Annotated in this window: 16 protein-coding genes; 4 read left to right on the plus strand and 12 right to left on the minus strand. The window is 47.5% G+C overall.

Annotation, left to right across the window (positions count from 1 at the left end):
• Together murQ and AC121Z_RS02550 are read right to left on the minus strand one after the other, a co-directional pair.
• A complete protein-coding gene (gene murQ, locus AC121Z_RS02545; protein ID WP_498128127.1) occupies window positions 1-942 on the minus strand; it encodes an N-acetylmuramic acid 6-phosphate etherase in 942 nt (313 codons plus the stop codon).
• A gap of 4 nt (window positions 943-946) precedes the next feature.
• On the minus strand, window positions 947-2,539 hold the full coding sequence (locus AC121Z_RS02550) for a sodium:solute symporter (RefSeq protein ID WP_498126411.1): 1,593 nt from the start codon (window positions 2,537-2,539) through the stop codon (window positions 947-949).
• 113 nt (window positions 2,540-2,652) lie between these two features.
• Between AC121Z_RS02550 and alr the strand changes: the two genes are divergently transcribed.
• Entirely contained in the window at window positions 2,653-3,720 is a 1,068-nt protein-coding gene (alr, locus tag AC121Z_RS02555; RefSeq protein WP_498126412.1) for an alanine racemase, read from the plus strand.
• Between the two features lie 4 nt (window positions 3,721-3,724).
• Here alr and AC121Z_RS02560 read toward each other — a convergent pair whose 3' ends face one another.
• The 5 genes from AC121Z_RS02560 to fadB all read right to left on the minus strand — a co-directional run bounded on the left by AC121Z_RS02560 (window position 3,725) and on the right by fadB (window position 10,833).
• Window positions 3,725-4,702, minus strand: coding sequence for a GGDEF domain-containing protein (locus AC121Z_RS02560; RefSeq protein WP_498126414.1), 978 nt, complete (start codon window positions 4,700-4,702; stop codon window positions 3,725-3,727).
• A 143-nt stretch (window positions 4,703-4,845) separates the two neighbouring features.
• Window positions 4,846-6,114 carry a hypothetical protein gene (locus tag AC121Z_RS02565; protein WP_498126416.1) on the minus strand — a complete coding sequence of 423 codons (1,269 nt, stop codon included), beginning with the start codon at window positions 6,112-6,114 and terminating at the stop codon, window positions 4,846-4,848.
• Window positions 6,115-6,365: 251 nt separating this feature from the next.
• Window positions 6,366-6,878 carry a hypothetical protein gene (locus tag AC121Z_RS02570; RefSeq protein ID WP_498126418.1) on the minus strand — a complete coding sequence of 171 codons (513 nt, stop codon included), beginning with the start codon at window positions 6,876-6,878 and terminating at the stop codon, window positions 6,366-6,368.
• Window positions 6,879-7,492: 614 nt separating this feature from the next.
• On the minus strand, window positions 7,493-8,656 hold the full coding sequence (gene fadA / locus AC121Z_RS02575; RefSeq protein WP_498126420.1) for an acetyl-CoA C-acyltransferase FadA: 1,164 nt from the start codon (window positions 8,654-8,656) through the stop codon (window positions 7,493-7,495).
• 20 nt (window positions 8,657-8,676) lie between these two features.
• Window positions 8,677-10,833 carry a fatty acid oxidation complex subunit alpha FadB gene (gene fadB, locus AC121Z_RS02580; protein WP_498126422.1) on the minus strand — a complete coding sequence of 719 codons (2,157 nt, stop codon included), beginning with the start codon at window positions 10,831-10,833 and terminating at the stop codon, window positions 8,677-8,679.
• Between the two features lie 383 nt (window positions 10,834-11,216).
• Here fadB and AC121Z_RS02585 point away from each other — a divergent pair, with 383 nt between their 5' ends.
• Window positions 11,217-13,151 (plus strand): lytic transglycosylase domain-containing protein, encoded by a 1,935-nt coding sequence (locus AC121Z_RS02585; RefSeq protein ID WP_498126424.1) that lies wholly within the window; start codon window positions 11,217-11,219, stop codon window positions 13,149-13,151.
• Between the two features lie 7 nt (window positions 13,152-13,158).
• Window positions 13,159-14,478 (plus strand): Xaa-Pro dipeptidase, encoded by a 1,320-nt coding sequence (pepQ, locus tag AC121Z_RS02590; protein WP_498126426.1) that lies wholly within the window; start codon window positions 13,159-13,161, stop codon window positions 14,476-14,478.
• A 49-nt stretch (window positions 14,479-14,527) separates the two neighbouring features.
• Here pepQ and AC121Z_RS02595 read toward each other — a convergent pair whose 3' ends face one another.
• The 5 genes from AC121Z_RS02595 to AC121Z_RS02615 all read right to left on the minus strand — a co-directional run bounded on the left by AC121Z_RS02595 (window position 14,528) and on the right by AC121Z_RS02615 (window position 18,314).
• On the minus strand, window positions 14,528-15,523 hold the full coding sequence (locus AC121Z_RS02595) for an L-threonylcarbamoyladenylate synthase (RefSeq protein WP_498126428.1): 996 nt from the start codon (window positions 15,521-15,523) through the stop codon (window positions 14,528-14,530).
• A 1-nt stretch (window position 15,524) separates the two neighbouring features.
• Window positions 15,525-16,394, minus strand: coding sequence for a DUF6671 family protein (locus tag AC121Z_RS02600; protein ID WP_498126429.1), 870 nt, complete (start codon window positions 16,392-16,394; stop codon window positions 15,525-15,527).
• 7 nt (window positions 16,395-16,401) lie between these two features.
• The gene (locus tag AC121Z_RS02605; protein ID WP_498126430.1) at window positions 16,402-17,169 is read right to left on the minus strand and encodes a ParA family protein; all 768 of its coding nucleotides are present in this window, start codon (window positions 17,167-17,169) and stop codon (window positions 16,402-16,404) included.
• A gap of 133 nt (window positions 17,170-17,302) precedes the next feature.
• Window positions 17,303-17,815, minus strand: a complete 513-nt coding sequence (locus AC121Z_RS02610) for a fasciclin domain-containing protein (protein WP_498126431.1) — start codon at window positions 17,813-17,815, stop codon at window positions 17,303-17,305.
• Window positions 17,816-18,038: 223 nt separating this feature from the next.
• The gene (locus tag AC121Z_RS02615) at window positions 18,039-18,314 is read right to left on the minus strand and encodes a hypothetical protein (protein ID WP_498126433.1); all 276 of its coding nucleotides are present in this window, start codon (window positions 18,312-18,314) and stop codon (window positions 18,039-18,041) included.
• Window positions 18,315-18,453: 139 nt separating this feature from the next.
• On the opposite strand from AC121Z_RS02615, the gene AC121Z_RS02620 reads away from it, so the two are divergent.
• Window positions 18,454-19,152, plus strand: a complete 699-nt coding sequence (locus tag AC121Z_RS02620) for a hypothetical protein (protein ID WP_498126435.1) — start codon at window positions 18,454-18,456, stop codon at window positions 19,150-19,152.
• Window positions 19,153-19,260 lie beyond the last annotated feature (108 nt).

Here is a 19,260-nt window from a genome sequence, read left to right on the forward strand (position 1 = left end):
TTAGCCACCTTGCGCTTCAACCGCTTTGCGCAAAAAGCCGTTATGCTGGATCAACAGACCTTCTGCTTGTTCGGCACCAGTGTTGGTGAGCAGCATTAAGATCGCAAGTTTGGCACGGTTGTCAGCGCGGTTGAGCGCATCTTCAGCTTCATCTGCAGTGCAATCGGTGGCTTGCATAACGATACGGATTGCTCGCGCTCTTAGCTTTTCATTGGTGGCGTTCACATCAACCATCAGATTCTGATAGGTCTTACCCAATCTGATCATACTGGCTGTGCTCAGCATATTTAGGATCAGCTTTTGCGCAGTACCGGACTTCATGCGCGTCGAGCCGGTCAAACTTTCGGGCCCTACCACTGCACATATCCCGATATCTGCAGCCTCTATCACGGGAGAATCAGGATTACAGGTAATAGCGATGGTTGGCGCACCCAATTGATTGGCGTATTGCAGTCCACTAACTACATAGGGGGTGCGACCGCTAGCCGTTAAGCCAACCAATACATCGGTATGCGAAAAGCCGACACGCTGTAAGTCTACGATTGCGGCTTGATGATCATCTTCAGCTCCTTCAACCGCGTGTTGAATCGCCTTTTCGCCGCCCGCGATAATTCCCTGTACCAGCTCGTCAGAGACGCTAAACGTCGGTCTGCACTCTACTGCGTCTAGGATACCGAGGCGTCCGCTGGTACCGGCACCCAGGTAAAACAAACGTCCACCTTGCTGCAAGTGAGCAACGATAGTATCAACCGCTGCTGCTATTTGACTGATGCACTCACTTACTGCCGCAGCTACTTTTTGATCTTCTTGATTGATGCGTTTAAGGATGTCTTCGGTACCCAAAAGATCAATATCCATGGTGTCGGGATTTCGCCCTTCAGATATTATCTTGCTCAACTGAGTGAGCAATTGCGCAGTCGTAAAGGTTTCATGATGCAGCATAGTGTTAACTGGCTCTTGGTTGTTGACGGTTATGACCCGTTGATGATGCACGCTGCGCACCGCATAAACAGACGATGCTGGAGGTTAATGTACCGAGCATGAGTTGCCAAGTAAATCCGATCGAAACAGGTTCGTCAGTGGGTAGCCACCACTTCAGTATATAAGGCTGCAGCAGCAAAGGCACAACAAAACCACTGATAAGTGCTAGTAGAACACTTAATTTAGACCCTCGTTGGGTAAAGATTGCAGTAAAGTAGACGCCTAATAAACCACTGTAGGAAAACACCATGACACTCAGGGCAAATTGCAATAAGGGAGTGTCGGTATACTGTTGCCAATAAAAACAAACGCTGGCGACCGAAGCGAGTAAAAGAGCAACGACTGCCATTGTCCATTGACCAAAACGGACTTCTTGTGCACTCGATAAGGTTTGCATGCGCTTGCTACAAAACGGTTTTACTAAGTCATTAACAATGACTGATGCCATTGAATTTAAACCTGAATTTAGCGTAGATAGTGCAGCTGCTATTATGCCGATGGTGACCCACGCTTTTAAACCCGCGGGCATTTGTGTAAGCACGTAATACATGAAAATCGTAACGGTTTCACCTGCAAAACTGGGCGCTGTAGCGCTGGTTTGTGACAACTGCATTAAGTCAGGGCGTTGATAGAAAATGTATAGAAGTAGTCCGATAGTAATGAACAGTAACATGACTGGGATCACTAGGAAGACCGAGCTCAACATCGCGGCAGCACCATCGCGTGCTGACTTACAGGTAAGTACCCGTTGAGTCATGTCCTGGTCTAAACCAAACGCGGCAATATTAAGCAGCACAAATCCGGTCAGGATTGAGGCCATGGTAAATACACCGCCTGCTGAAAAATCAAGGCGCCAGTCGAACAATGTGAGCTTCGATGCGCTACCGTCAAGCGGTGTTTCTAGCGCGGTAATTATAGTAGTCAGGTCCGCCGGAATAGAAATCAGCAACCAAACAATAACCGCAATGGCAGCACTGACATACACAAAACACTGAATAACGTCACTGTAGATAACGCTGCGGACGCCGCCGTATACGGTATAGGCGAGGCCGCAAATGGTTATGACTGCTGTGGCGCTTAGCACACTGCTTGGAGCAATGTTTCCGAACAGGATCATGGCGACCGCAATCGCAGCCATATAAAGGCGAGCGCCGCTGGCGAGTAAGCGGCCAAACAAATAAATACATCCTGCTTGTTGCTTGGCGTCAGCCCCGAATCGTTCTTGTAATAACTCATATACTGTCATTACGCGGGCCTGATAAAAGCGCGGGATTAATATCAGGCTAACCACCAATGCCGCAATAAACGCCCCAATATTACTGGCCAGATAGCTCAAATCGCCGCGGTATCCCTGATCTGGCCCGCCTAAAAAAGTCGCGGCTGATTGCGAGGTAGCCAAGACCGAAATAGCGACCGCCCATACCGGCATGGTGTTGCCTGCGAGAAAATAGTCAGCACCATTGTTGGCTCTACGATTAAACCAGTAACCGGAAATCAAGAGTAATAGCGCATAGCCGACAAAAACAACGACATCAAGACTGGAATATTGATCAAGCATTGCGGTATGTTTAGCGTCTATAAGCGATATTCATTGCAAAAGAATACTTTATTCTTTTAATAAAGTACATGTTGGAATAATATTCCCGTTTAGCTACTCGATGGAAGAGACCTTTGACCCGCAAAACTACCGCAACCATTGATTTAAATGCGCTATTGTCAAATTTCAAGTTGTTGCAAAAGTGCAATCCTAACGGTAATACCCTGGCGGTGATTAAGGCGAATGCTTATGGGCATGGGGCTGTAGAGGTTGCGCGTGCACTGGAGCATGCAGCAACGTGTGTGGCCGTTGCGTTTGTAGACGAAGCTATGCAATTGCGGGAACAGGGAAGTAAGCAAAACATCGTAGTGTTAGAGGGCGCATACAGTGAAAGTGAAACGCGCTGGGCCTTGACCAATAATGTCATTCTAGTTGCGCATCGAATGGCTCAGTTGCAATGGATCAATGACAATTTGAACATGACGCCACGGGTGTGGTTAAAGGTCGATACAGGAATGCATCGTTTGGGATTTATGCCACACGAATTAGCGCATGTATTTGACCTCTTTGCGCACTTAATTAATCAGGAAACGGTGATCTTCAGTCACCTCGCGTGTGCCGACGAACCTGAGAACCCGCACACCAAAAATCAAATTGAATGTCTCAACACGATACTTAAGCAGTACCATTTTCAAAGCAGTATGGCGAATTCGGCGGGTATTTTGCAATGGGTAAGTAGTCACGGTGCATGGAATCGCGCAGGCATAGCTTTATATGGTGGGATGGCAAGTCAACAACCTGTCGACATTGGTCTTCAGCCGGTCATGACGCTAAGCGCCCCAGTAATAGCCTTGCGTAATATTAATGCCGGCGAATGTGTCGGTTATGGTGCGTCGTGGCAAGCATCGCGCGCGTCCAGAATTGCGACGGTCGCTATTGGGTATGCCGATGGGTATCCACGGCACGCTCCCAGCGGTACACCCGGTTGGTGTAATGGGCAGCGAATTCCGCTAGTGGGTAGGGTTTCAATGGATATGCTGACGTTTGATGTAACTGACCACCCAAAAGTTGCGATTGGTGACCAAGTGGAATTATGGGGCCGTCATGTTAGCGTTGGCGATGTTGCTGCACGAGCAGGTACGATTGACTATGAACTACTCACGCGGGTATCTGAGCGCGTACCCAGAGAATATGTGCGTTAATGCTTTAATCAGCAAACTGACTTTGATTACGGCCCATCGCTTTTGCCCGATACATCGCAGAATCTGCTCTAGCGATCCACTCGTAGGCAGTTTCTTTGCCATTAAACTCGGCGGCACCACATGACATGGTGACGTTAAGTGATGCGACTGGCCAGCTAGCCGAGCGCACCGCATCGACCAACTCTTGCGCGAGCAACTTTGCTTCATTCAGCCCTGTGTTTTCGACAATCACAACAAATTCTTCGCCGCCGAAGCGAAACAAAGCGTCCGTTTTGCGGATCCGCTCTGCAATTACCTGAACAAAGTGTTTGAGAACGTCATCGCCAACTGCGTGCCCAAACTGATCATTGATTTGCTTGAAATGATCAATGTCCATCATAATTAAAGAGCACGTTTGCTCATGGTATCGCCGCAGTCTTTCAATGGTTTTAATAAGCATCTCTTCCATCGCTCGTCGATTACCTACTTCGGTAAGCGGATCGGAGGTTGCCATACGCTGGAGAAACTCTTGATGGCGTCGAGTTCGGCTCGCAAATGCGAAGCAAAATAGCAACGTAGCGCCAGCTGAGACCGCGAATTTCAACGCAAAAAAAGCGTCAATCTGTGGCCAGATGATTAAAATGACTGCGGAGATAAACAGCGAGCCGATAATGACTGCCACACGCGGTGTCAGGAGAAAAAAAACGGTTGTAATGGCTGGGTAGGCCCAGACAATTTGATCGGGTCCTTTGATACCGATAGTGAGCACCATCACGATCACGCTCAATAGAGCTAAGGCCCAACGGGCATAATAAACCGTATGGGTAATATACACTTGAAGAAATATGGCGGCAGTAACCGAGACTGCCGTGGTATTTAGAATGGCCACAGCAATATCGTTTTGTAAAAATCGAATGATAACAAACGGCAAGAGACTCAGTGAGATAGCACCACTGATAGTGAGAATAATTGATTCTTCTAAGGTCCTACTTTTTCTCTGCATAGCTATCCAAACGCCGAGGGCGAAAATTTATACTACCGCTGGTTAAAGTATAAACACAAATAAAATTTCGATTTGTTCAATGCCTAATCCCGGCGTGTATGAGAGCGTGCGCAGATATGTTAATTTAAGCTCAGTTAATATAATTAACTATCGTCCAGCGCAAACAACTTGCGCATACTTTGATTCAGCAGGTGCTGCATTTTGATCCCTGCGTAGCCGACAAAGATTTCACCATTGCCACTCTGCGCTGTCTGGGCGGCAAGCGTAAATTCCCTGCCACCCTGATAAAAAGGCAAGCAAACATGCGCTAACAATACCACTTCGCCGGCGCCCCGCGTTTCACTCGGACCCCAACCAATTTTTTGGAATATACGCCATTGCCCCTGAGTTGCGTTATCCAAAACCGCCTTACTGTCATTATCCGCTCCTGGTTCAATCGCTCCTGCGATAGCATCAGCTAGGATCCGGCTGATGCCAGCCATCATGCCTCCTAGACCATCTGAGCCGTACAATAAAATATCGACATCTGCTTGTTCGAGTAGGGGATGACGTGTCGCAGCGATTCTTGAGTGAGTGGCCAAACGCTTCAGCCACTCCGCTTGAGCCAGCGCATGCATAGGTTTATTGCCAGTTAATCCGCAGGTAGCGCAGCGATACGGCTGATAGCCGGGGTCTTCCGATGCGTGCTGAAACGGCACCAACCTCACTGCTTTGTTTGCATCATGCCACGTGTAATCAAATGGATTGAATGCTTGATTGCCGTAAGCCCCGCGAAAGCGGACTGCAGGGTCTTCCAGAAGTAACCAGCGGGCATGAAATAGCTCAGTTAAAAAGTCACGCCCCGCCAAGTTGGCAAAAAACGTTGCAATCGCATTGGAATCACCTGGCGCCTTACCGCTAGACTCATAGCTGTTGATACTGGTGATCAGGTCTGCGACGCTGACCTCACCAATAGTGCTGGTTGCGCCAATACCTTGTTCGCGTAACTTTGCCATGGCGGCGGTATAAGCGAATATTTTTGACGAGCTCCACGGTTCATACAGTTCGAGCTCTCGACCATTGGATAAATACCGAAATACCAGTGAATCGTCATTCGTTGTGGCAAAATCTATGAGCAGTAGACGGCCTAATTCTGCACTGCTTGCCAGCCATTTACGGTCGGTTGATACGCGTTTAGACCAGCCAGACTGCGCATAATTTATGTCCGTACTGCTTTGAAAAGAGCTCAGATTGACAGGTTTACGCGGCGCACAACTGAGAGCACTACTGTTGTTGTTGGCCGGAATTAATGGGGCTACGTTCATTCTGTTTTGATAAAACGCGTTTGGGTCGGTGAGTGATTCGCGCGACCACGCGTTGCCACTAATCCATAACAAAACAAAGCAACAGAACAGGAGCGTTTTAAATGCCATGCGCAAATACCGGTATTCTAATTATGTTGAAGAAATAAGATTAAATGGTTTTACATACATGTAAATGATTGATTGCCTCTAAGTCCCTCTGGCTCGAGCTGGGCTACAGGACACTAGTTTAAGGCGTCAGATTGACTGTGTTAAAACTAACCCAGGGCAATAACTTATGTTGCTATGCAACGCAAGCCGATCCATTCATGGCAGAGTAGGCTGTCCGTCGAGACCATCAAAGTATCTGGCCCCTCAGATGTTTATGACTCGAGTGGCGCTCGCACCGGAAGTACAGTCACGGTTTTGATTTTTGCTTCGCTAAGCTCAGTGCTGGCAATTTGCGCGGGTACAAATCGATAATCCATTGGACCTGCAAAACTATCGGCAGTTAACGATACATCATAGCTTTTATCTTCTTGCCAGCGGAAATAGAGACGTTCACCTTGCTCTATCGTAAAGGTCGCAGCATAGAACGCTTGGCTAGCCACCGCGAATGGCGTTTCCATTTTGTACAAGGTGATTTCGTGTAATCCCGGCTGCAGATTAACCACCGTTAGAGCACCATTTGTTAACCGCGTGACCTCCTGACCATTGATATGAATGACAGGAACTTCATGCCCATTCCTTACTTGTAGTGGGCTATACAAAAATAAGGCGGTATCGGATGTATACTGAGCAACGGGAATGAAGGGTTGGGAGCTGGAGCACCCTATGATGGTAAGTAGTGGAAGAAAAAGGGAGACAATGAGTAAACGAGCGTGCTTTAGTAACATAAAAATTCCTTGTTTTTTTATCCTGTGAATTAACTATAGCCGCAAAAACCAAAAACCAAAAACCAAAAACCAAAAACCAAAAACCAAAAACCAAAAACCAAAAACCAAAAACCAAAAACCAAAAACCAAAAACCAAAAACCAAAAACCAAAAACTCAATTAAAAATTTAAAATTAAATAGAAAATAAGAACTCAGGATCTAATATTTACAAGTCCAAAGTCCAAAGTCCAAAGTCCAAAGTCCAAAGTCCAAAGTCCAAAGTCCAAAGTCCAAAGTCCAAAGTCCAAAGTCCAAAGTCCAAAGTCCAAAGTCCAAAGTCCAAAGTCCAAAGTCCAAAGTCCAAAGTCCAAAGTCCAAAGTCCAAAGTCCAAAGTCCAAAGTCCAAAGTCCACAAGGAAGTTCTAATAACATGCAAGGGGCCATTCGCAAGCAAGGAGTTATGCAAATTTATGCTCGATTGCCAACACCAGTGCAACGGTAACTCGAAAAGTCTGTTTATTTATAGGCGAACTTGGGGCGTAAACGCAGCCAACGGGTCGGTGGGGATCAGGCTAAATATAAAAAAGCCCATAGCCATGCGGCTACGGGCTTGTTAGCATTTTTCGTGCTGGGAGTTAGACGCGTTCGAAGATTGTGGCAATCCCCTGACCGAGACCAATACACATGGTCGCTAAACCTAATGTTTTGTCTTCTGACTCCATGAGGTTGAGTAGCGTCGTAGATATACGAGCACCTGAACAACCGAGTGGGTGGCCAAGAGCAATCGCGCCGCCATTCAAGTTGACTTTCTCATCGTAGTTATCCAGCCAACCTAGCTGTTTGACACACGACAATGCTTGCGCTGCAAAAGCTTCATTGAATTCAGCAATTTCAATGTCATCCATGGTTAATCCCGCGCGCTTAAGTGCTTTCTGGGTGGCAGGTACCGGACCAAAGCCCATAATAGCAGCGTCACATCCAGCTACGCCCATCGCACGGATCTTCGCGCGTGGCGTTAGGCCAAGTTCTTTCGCTTTATCTGCAGACATGAGTAACATGGCAGCTGCACCGTCAGAAATTGCGGAGGAAGTTCCAGCGGTAACCGTGCCGTTGACGGGATCAAATACTGGGCGCAAACTTGCCATAGTTTCGATAGTGCTATCCGGGCGGATAACTTCATCATGCTCAATTAACTTGAGTACGCCATTCTCATCATGCCCTTCAATGCCCACAATCTCATTGGCCCAACGGCCCTCAAGATGAGCCTTGTGCGCACGTTGATGCGAGCGAGCACCGAATGCATCTTGCATTTCACGCGTAATACCGTTTTGGCGACCCAGTAACTCAGCGGTCATACCCATATTGCCTGATGCCTTGGCAGTATACTTGGCTAGCCCCGGGTGGAAGTCTAGATTAAAGGTCATAGGCACATGGCCCATGTGTTCAACACCACCAATCATAAAGATATCACCGTTGCCGGTCATGATCCCTTTAGTCGCATCGTGCAAGGCTTGCATCGACGAGCCACATAAACGGTTTACCGTTACAGCGCCTGTACTGCGCGGAATATCGGTAAGTAACTGTGCGTTACGTGCGATATTAAAGCCCTGCTCTTTGGTTTGCTGTACGCAACCCCAGATGATGTCTTCGATCTCAGCGGGGTTAACGTTAGGGTTACGTTCAAGCAACTTACTCATTAAGTGTGCAGATAAGGTTTCTGCACGTACATTGCGAAAAACACCGCCTTTGGAGCGACCCATCGGGGTGCGTATACAATCAATAACTACTACGTCTTTCATAAGATTCTCCTAGGCCTGAATTATGCGAAGTATGATTTGCCGGTGCGAGCCATCTCGCGAACACCATCAGAGACCTGATAAATCGGGCCTAAGTCAGCATACTTATCGGCTAATTCAACAAACGCTTGTAATCCCATAGTCTCGATGTAACGGAAAATACCGCCACGGAACGGTGGGAAACCAAGCCCGTAGAGTAGTGCCATGTCGGCTTCTGCTGCGCTACCAACAATACCTTCTTCTAAACAACGAATGGCTTCGTTAGCCATTGGGATCATTGTCCGAGCAATAATCTCGTCAGCACTAAAATCGGTGCGCTCGGCAACATGCGGTTGCAATAGCTCATACGCAGTTTGCGCTGGAGTTTTCTGCGGTCTACCGCGCTTGTCAACGCCGTAATCGTAGAAGCCTTTGCCGTTCTTCTGACCTAAACGCTCGTTTTTGAACATGACTGTCACTGGGTCATTATCAATCTTTTGCATACGTTCAGGGATACCTTCTGACATAACGCCAGCGGCGTGATCTGCCGTATCCATGCCGACTACGTCTAGTAAGTAAGCTGGACCCATAGGCCACCCAAACTGCTTCTCCATAACTTTATCGACGGCAGTAAAATCAGCACCATCAAGCACTAAGCGACTAAATCCTGCAAAGTAGGGGAATAGGACACGATTGACTAGAAACCCTGGACAATCGTTAACTACGATAGGCGTTTTACCCATGCGTAACGTTGTGGCTACAACCGCTGCAATAGTATCGTCTGAGGTATCTTCACCACGAATGATTTCAACCAGTGGCATTTTATGCACAGGGTTAAAAAAGTGCATACCACAGAAGCGATCAGGCTTCTTTAAGCTCTTGGCTAATTGGTTAATTGAAATAGTGGAAGTGTTCGAGCAGATGATCGCATCGTCAGCGACGACGTTTTCAGTCTCACCCAGAACAATACCTTTAACCTTCGGATTTTCTACTACGGCCTCAACAATGAGGTCAGCGTCTTTGATCGCGCTGTATTCAAGTGTTGGAGTGATGTTGGCTAAGGTCGTCGCCATTTTAGCGCCGTCAACTTTACCGCGCTGCATGCCTTTCAACAAAATGCCAGACGCTTCTTTCATGCCGAGATCGAGTGCGGCTTGATTGATATCTTTCATCACCGTTGGAATGCCTTTCACCGCACCCTGATACGCAATACCGCCCCCCATGATGCCTGCACCTAACACGGCATTCTGCTTAACTTCTTTACTGGCTTGTTTAGCTTGTTTCTTACCCTTACTTTTGACCAGTTGGTCGGCCATGAAAATACCAATTTGCGCTTTCGCCGCATCGGTTTTAGCTAATTTAACAAAGCCTTCATTTTCTAGCTTCAATGCACCCTCGCGGTCCAGCATAGCGGCATTTTTTACTGTTTCAACCATCATATGCGGAGCGGGGTAGTGCTTGCCCGCCTGCGCTGCAACCATAGCAGCTGCAGTTGAAAAGCTCATCATGGCTTCATTTTTATTTAACTGTAAAGGGGATTTTTTCTGCGTGCGTCGAGCTTGCCAGTCAATATTACCGGCCGCTGCATCTTGGGCCATTGAAATAGCAGCTTCACGCAGTGCATCTGGCGCAACGACAGCATCAACCGCGCCTTCAGCAAGTGCTTTAGCGGCTTTCCGGTCACGTCCGGTAGTCATCCATTCAAGCGCATTGTCTGAGCCAATGACTCGAGGTAATCGAACCGTACCACCAAAGCCAGGCATTAAACCGAGTTTTACTTCAGGTAAACCAATTTGTGCGGTGGTATCAGCGACACGTAAGTCACAGGCCAACGCCATTTCACACCCGCCACCGAGGGCAAAGCCATTCACGGCACAAACGGTTGGCAGTGGAAGATCTTCGAAACGATCGAATACTTGCGAGGTTTTTGCTACCCAAGCAAGGACTTCGTCGTCGGGTTGAGCAAATAATCCAGTGAATTCTGTGATATCAGCACCTACAATAAAAGCAGGCTTAGCGCTGCGAACGATCAGGGCTTTGAGGCCGCTCTGTGCTTTTATGGCTTGTGTGGCTTGGTCCAACTCTTCCACGGTTTGACGGTCAAACTTGTTAACCGAGCCCGAGGCATCGAACACTAGCTCGGCGATGTCATTGGCCGAGTCGATAGTTGCAACTGTAAGACAGCTACCTGAGTAAATCATATTGTATATCTCCTCATCGCGGTGGAGCATAAGTATAGATGACTCACACCACTTTATGCGTAGGGGGTCGAGATTCTCGTTAAAATCGGTGTGAAACACAACGAAAAAATAAAACACGTGTTTGAAAGTCTAGAGATAGGTAGTCTCGCGTTTTTTTCAAGGCACAAAGTGCGTAAATTGCGACAAAGTTCGCTGAAACGCGCGTCAAATCTTGCTACTCTATGAGTATGCCTAGGTCATTTTTAGTTGCGTCGATGCTGCGTTTTAGCCGTATTAAAAGCCTTAAATTGGCAGGGTTATATCGACTATTTTTTATATCTATAGCTTGGCATAATTCTGTTTTGGCAGTCGACAATCCCCTTATTACTTTTCCGCAAACGCCTATGGCTGCTGCGGTAGACCCGTACAGCGCCCCTGATACTGTGCGTTATCGTGAGCAGTTTGACGAGTTTGTTACCATTATCCGTACGCAGCGCAATATTGACGCTGCTGACATGCAAGCACGTTTGCATGCACTGGAAGGCTACGCGTTATATCCCTATGCATGGAAGTATTGGTTACTGGCTAGTTTGTCACGCCAATCAGAAGCGCAAATTAGCGAATTTCTAACCCGTTACGACGGTCAACCCGTAGCACGGAACGTGCGTAAGCGTTGGTTACAGCTATTGCAGGATCAGAATGCGAATCAAACGTTTGTGCGTGACTATCATGCCGGGTTAAGTGCTGAGCTGGATTGCTACTATCTTCGTCACACGTTACCTGCGGACGCTGAACCGCAAGTACTTGATGCCAAAGTCGCGCATTTATGGATGGTTGCTTACTCGCAACCCAGTGCCTGCGATCCGTTGTTTTCGCGCTGGAAAAAAGCGGGCCTGCAAACCTCCGAACGAACGTTAAAGCGAGTCAAGTTGGCCACGCAAGAGGGTAATTATCGTCTTGCCAGTTTTCTGGCGCGCAGTTTAAAACCCCAACACAAATATCTCGCGCAATTGTGGCGTGACGCGCAACGCAATCCTGCACGCCTGACCAATGCGAAGCGATTACCCATGCAGTATCTGTTGCAAGAGGGTGAAGCATTTACTTATGCGATGAAAAAATTGGCGTGGTCACAACCGCATAAAGTGATCAATGCTTATCAAACGTTTGCAGATGGCTTACAACTGGACGCAAAGCAACGTGAGGATATTGTTAGCGCTATCGCTCTGTCATTGGCCGTCGACCAGCATCCAGATGCGCCTAGTTGGCTGCAAAAGGCGCAAGCGTTTAACCTTAACGAAGAAATCTTACGTTGGCAGGTTGCAACCAGTGTACGGCAGCAGCAGTGGCAAGAGACGTTAGCAATTATCGAGCAAGCCAGCGACATTGCACAGCAGGATCTCTCCTATGAGTATTGGATGGGACGCAGTTGGCAGCAATTAGACGTCGCTGAAAAGGCTAGAGAGCGGTTCAGTAATGCCGCACAAGAGCGCCATTATTACGGATTTTTAGCGAGTGCTCAGCTCGACCAACCGGCGCAGTTCAATCATCGCGAGCCGATTACGGATGTACAGATCCAAACGCTTTTGATCCAAGACCCAGCGATTAATCGCGCTTATGAACTGAAAAGCAATGAGCGCTTCGCCGAAGCTCGGCGTGAATGGCGTTATGCTTTGCGTGAGATGTCACCGGATATTAAATTACAGGCCGCATTACTCGCCCATCACTGGGGGTGGTTTGATCAGGCAATCCAATTGTTTACTGAGTTAGGTTACATGGATGATGTGGTGCGCCGTTTCCCCGTGCCCAACGCAACACCATTGCAGCCATTAGCTAATGAGTACCAAGTCGATCCTGCGTGGGCGCTGGCCATCACGCGACGCGAAAGTTCCTTCATGGTCGATGCTGTTTCGCAAGTAGGGGCGCGTGGACTGATGCAAATAATGCCAACCACGGCGAACTACCTCGAAAAGCAATCGGTCAACTATTCGGCGTTGCTTGAGCCAGAGCGTAACATTTCTTTAGGCATGCGTTACTTACAGTATCTCATGCAGAAAGTGGATAATAATCCGGTGTTAGCAACGGCTTCGTATAATGCAGGGTGGCAGCGTGTGTTAAATTGGCTACCAAAACAACAGGCGCAAGATGCTGACATCTGGATCGAATCAATCCCGTATCGAGAAACACGAAATTATGTTAAAGCCGTGTTAGCCTATAAATATATCTATCAACGTCAGCTGGGGCTAGAAACCGATGTGTTCGAGCAGTTGCAGCATATGCAAATGGTCCCCAAGCACGAATTAAAACCAGCCACTGCGACTGGTCGTATTGAAATTGAGTAAGGAATATATGCAAGCATTAGCTGAAGATTACGCCAAACACATTGAAATCTTACAAGCGCGGACACGCGAAGCCTTGGAAAATGAAGCGTTAGATGGCCTCGTCATTCATTCGGGCCAAAGTAAAGTCATGTTTCTTGATGATAATCATTACCCATTTCACGTAAACCCTCAGTTTAAAGCGTGGTTGCCAGTGGTTGATAACCCGAACTGCTGGTTGGTTGTCGATGGCGTGAATAAACCTAAGTTGATTTTTTATCGCCCGGTGGATTTTTGGCATAAAGTCCCACCTGAGCCGGCGGCGTTTTGGACGCAACACTTTGATGTTGTGTTATTAAAGCAAGCCAATGCAGTAGAGAAACACTTGCCCTATGACAAGGACAAATATGCTTATGTGGGCGAGTTCATAGAGGTCGCACAAGCCTTAGGCTTTAGTCATGTAAACCCTGATCGGGTCATGCATTATTTGCATTATCATCGCGCCTATAAAACTGACTATGAATTATCGTGCATGCGTTTGGCCAATAAAACTGCCGTTGCAGCACATCGCGCCGCGGAACAGGCTTTTTTGCAAGGCAAAAGTGAGTTTGACATCAATTTGGCCTATTTAAACGCTGCTCGACAGGGCGAAAATCAAGTGCCTTATTGCAACATTGTAGCGTTGAATGAAAATGCCTCTATCCTACATTATATGGTGCTAGAGTCGCAGCCACCGCAGCAGCATCGTAGTTTTCTGATTGATGCGGGGGCATCGTTTAATGGCTATGCTGCCGACATTACCCGCACTTACTGTAACCAGCCCCACGAATTTAACGATTTAATCTCGCGCGTGGATAACTTGACGAAGTTGCTCGCCACAGAGCTACAACCTGGCGTCGACTATGCCGACATTCATCGCAAGGCTCATGATGGTATTGCCGAGATTTTAAGTGATGCCCATATTGTGAATCTTACTGCCCAGCAGGTCGTTGATAAGGGCATTAGTCGTACCTTTTTCCCGCATGGCATTGGGCATTTCTTAGGTTTGCAGGTGCATGACGTGGGTGGCTTGATTGCTGATGAGCGGGGGACCCCGAAGCCAGCACCCGACGATCATCCGTTTTTGCGTTGCACGCGCACGGTTGAGGCTCGCCAAGTCTTCACTATCGAGCCAGGGTTATACTTTATTGACAGTCTATTAGAGGAGCTGCGCAGTTCTGATAACAGTCAGTATATCAATTGGGATCGGGTCGCTGAATTTAAGCCTTTTGGTGGTATTCGCATCGAGGACAATATTATCGTACACCCCAAATCGATTGAGAATATGTCACGCGATTGTGGCTTGGTTTAAGTTATTCGCACAATCAGGCAGCGGCAGAACTGTATGTCGCCGCCTACATTCAAGCCTGTGCGCGCGCTAACCGATCATTCACATCATCCCACGCTTCATCACTGGGCGGTTGTTCGACCCAAATATTGGCAAAGCCTTGGTTATCGAGCTGATACAGCGATTGGTACAAATGACGGGCATAGTTGGCTTTTTCTGCACTGAGTTGAACAAAGCCGTCAAGCTCCCTATTGCCGAGTTGTTGTGTTAATTCGTCGCTATAGTATACGCACGCGGTATGTTCTGGCCAATGAGCCAGCGCGGCAGTCAACTCATCCGTTGTTTTAACCTGCAGTTTGCCCTTTGGTTGGTAGTGTTGCTTAATGTTACCGGGCACCTGTAACTGATGACTGCGATAGCTTTGTACTGGCAGCTGCAGGGCATCGGATAATTGTTTTGCGGTGATTGGACCGGCACGCAAAATGCGCATTGGTTGGAGTGGGTAATCGCTGACATCGAGGATAGTTGACTCTAAACCAACATCACAAGCGCCTCCGTCGACCACTGCGTCAATTCTATCGCTTAATTCGTTAAACACTTGCTCGGCTGTAGTTGGGCTGAGCTGTTTGTGTGGATTGGCGGAAGGCGCTGCGACAATCAATTCTCCCTGTTGCAGAATTTCCCGGAACACCGGGTGAGCAGGCATGCGTACTCCGATAGTGTCTAGTTCACCGGTGACAGCCGAACCGATCAGCGCACCTTTCTTCAGGATCAAAGTGAGTGGTCCAGGCCAAAAAATTTTGGCGATTTGCCGCGCAACGGCCGGGATGTCAGAACAGATCGAATCAAGCTGTGCAAGACTGTGGATATGCACAATCAGGGGATGATTGTTAGGGCGTTGTTTGGCCTTGAAAATTTTCGCAACCGCTGCCGGATTGGTTGCATCTGCGGCAAGGCCATAGACGGTCTCCGTGGGCACGGCTACAGTCCCTCCATGCCTCAATAGATCAGCCGCTTGAGCGATTCCTGTTTCGTTTGCAGGTAAAAATTGAGTTTTACTGTCTGTCATTTTATGGGTTACAAAAGTTACAATTTACGGGATCTGTATCCCGCATATCGACCGCTTGGGTTTGGTTAAATCCACATTTTTGGCAAGCCGTAATATAGGCTTTCGGTAGCGTGCTGGGTGTTCCACAATGACGACAAGGTAGCCCTGCGACTGCTTGACTAGCAACAAAGCCACGTGCTGCACACTTTGGGCAGAGACTGGTTAAGTGTTTGGCAAGCGCTTGCGCAGCTAGATCTAAAGTTACTTGACGTTGTGGGCAGTGCATGGCCCGAAAATCGTATTGCAATTTTAGCAAACTCGCTGACTCAGTGGTACTGAGTTGTTGCACGGCTGCTTGTATCGCGGCTGCCCCGATCAGATCTTTGCGCACAGCCAGTACACTGTTTTTGCTATTAACTGCGATGAGAATACAGGCCTGAGCCGGTGGCACTTCAGCGGTAAACGCATTGACCTGCGTTTGCCAATCTTCAATAAGCGGAAGTTCTAATGCTAATTGCTCAACCATAATGGGTTGTTGAGCGCTGGCACTTGCGATCACCTGACCAACATGATTAACGCAGACGAGTATTTCCGTATTGATCGCAAACAAGCCAAAAGCGTCACTTTGAAAGCTACCCTCACTGCCAATACCTATCTTAACATTTGCGTGCTGGACAGACATTAGCGCTTTTTGTTTAGCGCATTCAAAGGGGGAAAGCGATCGTTCTATTTCACCACTGAAGGTACCTAAAGAGTCGGTATTGAAATCAGTGTAATTGACTACTTTCCAATCCAACGCTGCAGCTAATGGAGCTGCTATGTAGTCTGCCTTACGGTGTTGAGTCGCAATGGCAACTGTAAGCCCTTGTAGTGGATCGGCAGAACTTCCCATCAGGCGTCTAAGATTCGAGTTCGTTGAGTAGTTCTTCGAATTGCTGACTCAGTTTATGACTCGGGGCAAAAAAGGCGAGCGGACGACGCTGGCTATGCGACTCTCGAACTTTTACCGAGGCACTTAGTTTGGCTTCTAACACAGGTAATCCTTGCGCAACTAATCCGGCAACGAGTTGTTTGGGCAAATTCGCCTGCGCATTGAATTGGTTGATGATGATTCCTTCACAGGCCAAATCCGGATTATGATCGCTCTTGAGTTCCATGACATTGTCGAGTAAACGCTGGATCGCTTGAGCGGAAAAATCGTCACAATCAAATGGTACTAGGAAAGAATCTGCAGCGATTAATGCAGCCTTGGAGTAAAAGTTAAAGTTCGGCGGCGTATCGATATATATGCGATCGAACTGACCTTCAAGCTCTTTGATTGTATCTCGCAACTTAAACATTTTATAGCGCGACTCTAACTCGCGTTCAATATTGGCTAAACTTTTGTCTGCGGGCATGACGAAGAGATTTTCAAATGCTGAGGGCTGCACAAAATCTTCGCCCGTAAGCGCTTTACTGAACCATCCTACGGTTTGCTTAAACATATCTGCGACGGTATGCGTGTCTTCGGCAACGTCGATACCTGCATAATGGGTAGCATTGCCCTGTGCATCGAGATCGATTAAAAGTGTTTTTAACCCCCGTTTGGCACTTGATGCGGCCAAATTGGTGCTAATGGTGGATTTACCGACGCCCCCTTTTTGATTAAACACAACTCGTTTTTTCATACTATTTCTTTGCTGCCCAACAGGTACGATCAGCATAAAAGAAAGCGTTGGTTTTGGGAATGGCTATGGCACCTTTGAGCAAAAATAAAACATCAACTAGGCTCCGTCAGTTGGATCTGACGGAGCATCAACCTTAAGAATTGGGCAAAATCACATTATCAATAACATGGATTACGCCGTTGCTACCTTTGATATCAGTTTGGATAACCTTGGCGCCGTCGACTGTTACTGTGCCCATAGATACGTGAATATCAATACTATCGCCCTGCAACGAACTGGCGCTAGACAGATTAACCACTTCTTTGGCATAGATTTCCCCTGGAACCACGTGATAAGTCAGGATTTCGACCAGCTTGTGCTTGTTTTCAGGCTTTAGCAGCGACTCAACGGTACCTGCTGGTAGTTTCGCAAATGCCTCGTTGGTGGGAGCAAAAACGGTGAATGGACCTTTGCCTCCTAATGCATCGGTTAAGTCCGCGGCCTGCAGTGCCGCAACCAGTGTCGTGAAATTGGCGTTGCCTGCAGCAATATCAACAATATCAGGTTGGCTAGCAGTGCTTTTCGCGTAGTTACCGCCGGCGACAGCGGCTCCTGCTACACTGATCAATGCAGCAGCGAGAATGGTAGATTTTAAGCGCATATTCATATTGCTTACCTCAAATGATGTCTTTAAGTGAAATTAAGTCATGCAGTGCACATTGCATAGTTTCATTACAGCAGCCATTGTTTTTTGGTTGATGAATCTTTTGTAATCTGGAACCTTGGCCTAGTTTCTATCAATGCATTATTGTCGATGGTCCGCACGATATTGTGCTGCAGATATAAGGTTACCGATAAGGGGCGAGCATTCTGGGAGGAGTGCCAGACGTTCAAACTGTGGCGTGAGTGCGGCCCAGTATGAGTTTCTTAACTACGTATTCCCAGGGCATTGCGAGGATCGGTAAAATGACTAATGCGAAGGGGAAAATCAAGCCATCGGTTGTTTGCTCTGACAAACGTCCCTCCAGCCACAGTGGCAAGGCAACTAATAGCAACCAGAGGCACTTATAGATAATTTCAAGGAGTAAAATTGGGATCATCTCAACAGTGCGAAATAGACCGATAAAGGCCACCACCGTAAATGCAGCCCAAACACTCCAGTTCATCGCATCAGAAGGCACAGCTTTAAGACTAGGCTGTGCGTGCTAGCCCCTCAATAGAGGAATTGTAAAAAATTGTTTTTACCCGTTTGGCTGGCGCATTTCGGTGACTGAACTATCGTTGTAGTGAAATCAGGAGATCGAAATGCAAACAGAGACTGAGCAAAGAGAGGCCACTTTTTTCTTGGTTACCGCTATTAGCTATGCGTCCATAGTGATTGTAGGATTTGTCCTTTTTATCCTCACGGCTCGATCGAGTTTTGATGCTCCATGGTGGGTGCATATGCATGCACTGTCCTTTATGGCATGGCTGGTGCTGTATATTTGCCAAACATATTTCATCTATTCTGACAGACGCGGCAATCATCGTTTATTCGGGCGAATAGGAGCAGCGCTGGCGCTTTGGATGTTAGTGACGGGTGCTGTGTTTTTACCTTATACAGTCGTTGTGGGGCGAACGCCGGTGTTTTTTACTCCGGAGTTTTTTCTCGCCTTGGATTGGCTGAATTTGCTGGTTTTCGGCATGCTCATTGGCCTAGGGTTAAGGCTTCGAAAGCAGACTGAGTGGCATAGGCGGTTAATGTTCGCTGCGACACTTTCAATTGGTACACCTGGAGTTGGTCGGATAGCTTTGGTATTAAATGTAGAAGCTGCCATTGTGGTATCGGCAGTAATGTTGTTATTCCTGATCGGCGGCATGGTGTTTGATTGGTCAAATAAGAAGCGCTTCTATCCCGCTTATCTGGTTGGCTTGATCCCGATAATGGCAATGGGGCCATTAACAGAGGTATTGGCCAATACTGTGTTTATGTCCGAAATTGTTTTATGGCTGGCGCAAACCTGAAGATTGAGCTGTGCTAGACCATGCATACGATGAACGACACTATTTTACGGGGAACTCCCTTGTCCGACTTGGGTCTTACTGTATATGCTTAACATGTTGTTAACATTT

The sequence above is a fragment of the Alteromonas sp. DYW1 genome, assembly GCF_059752595.1.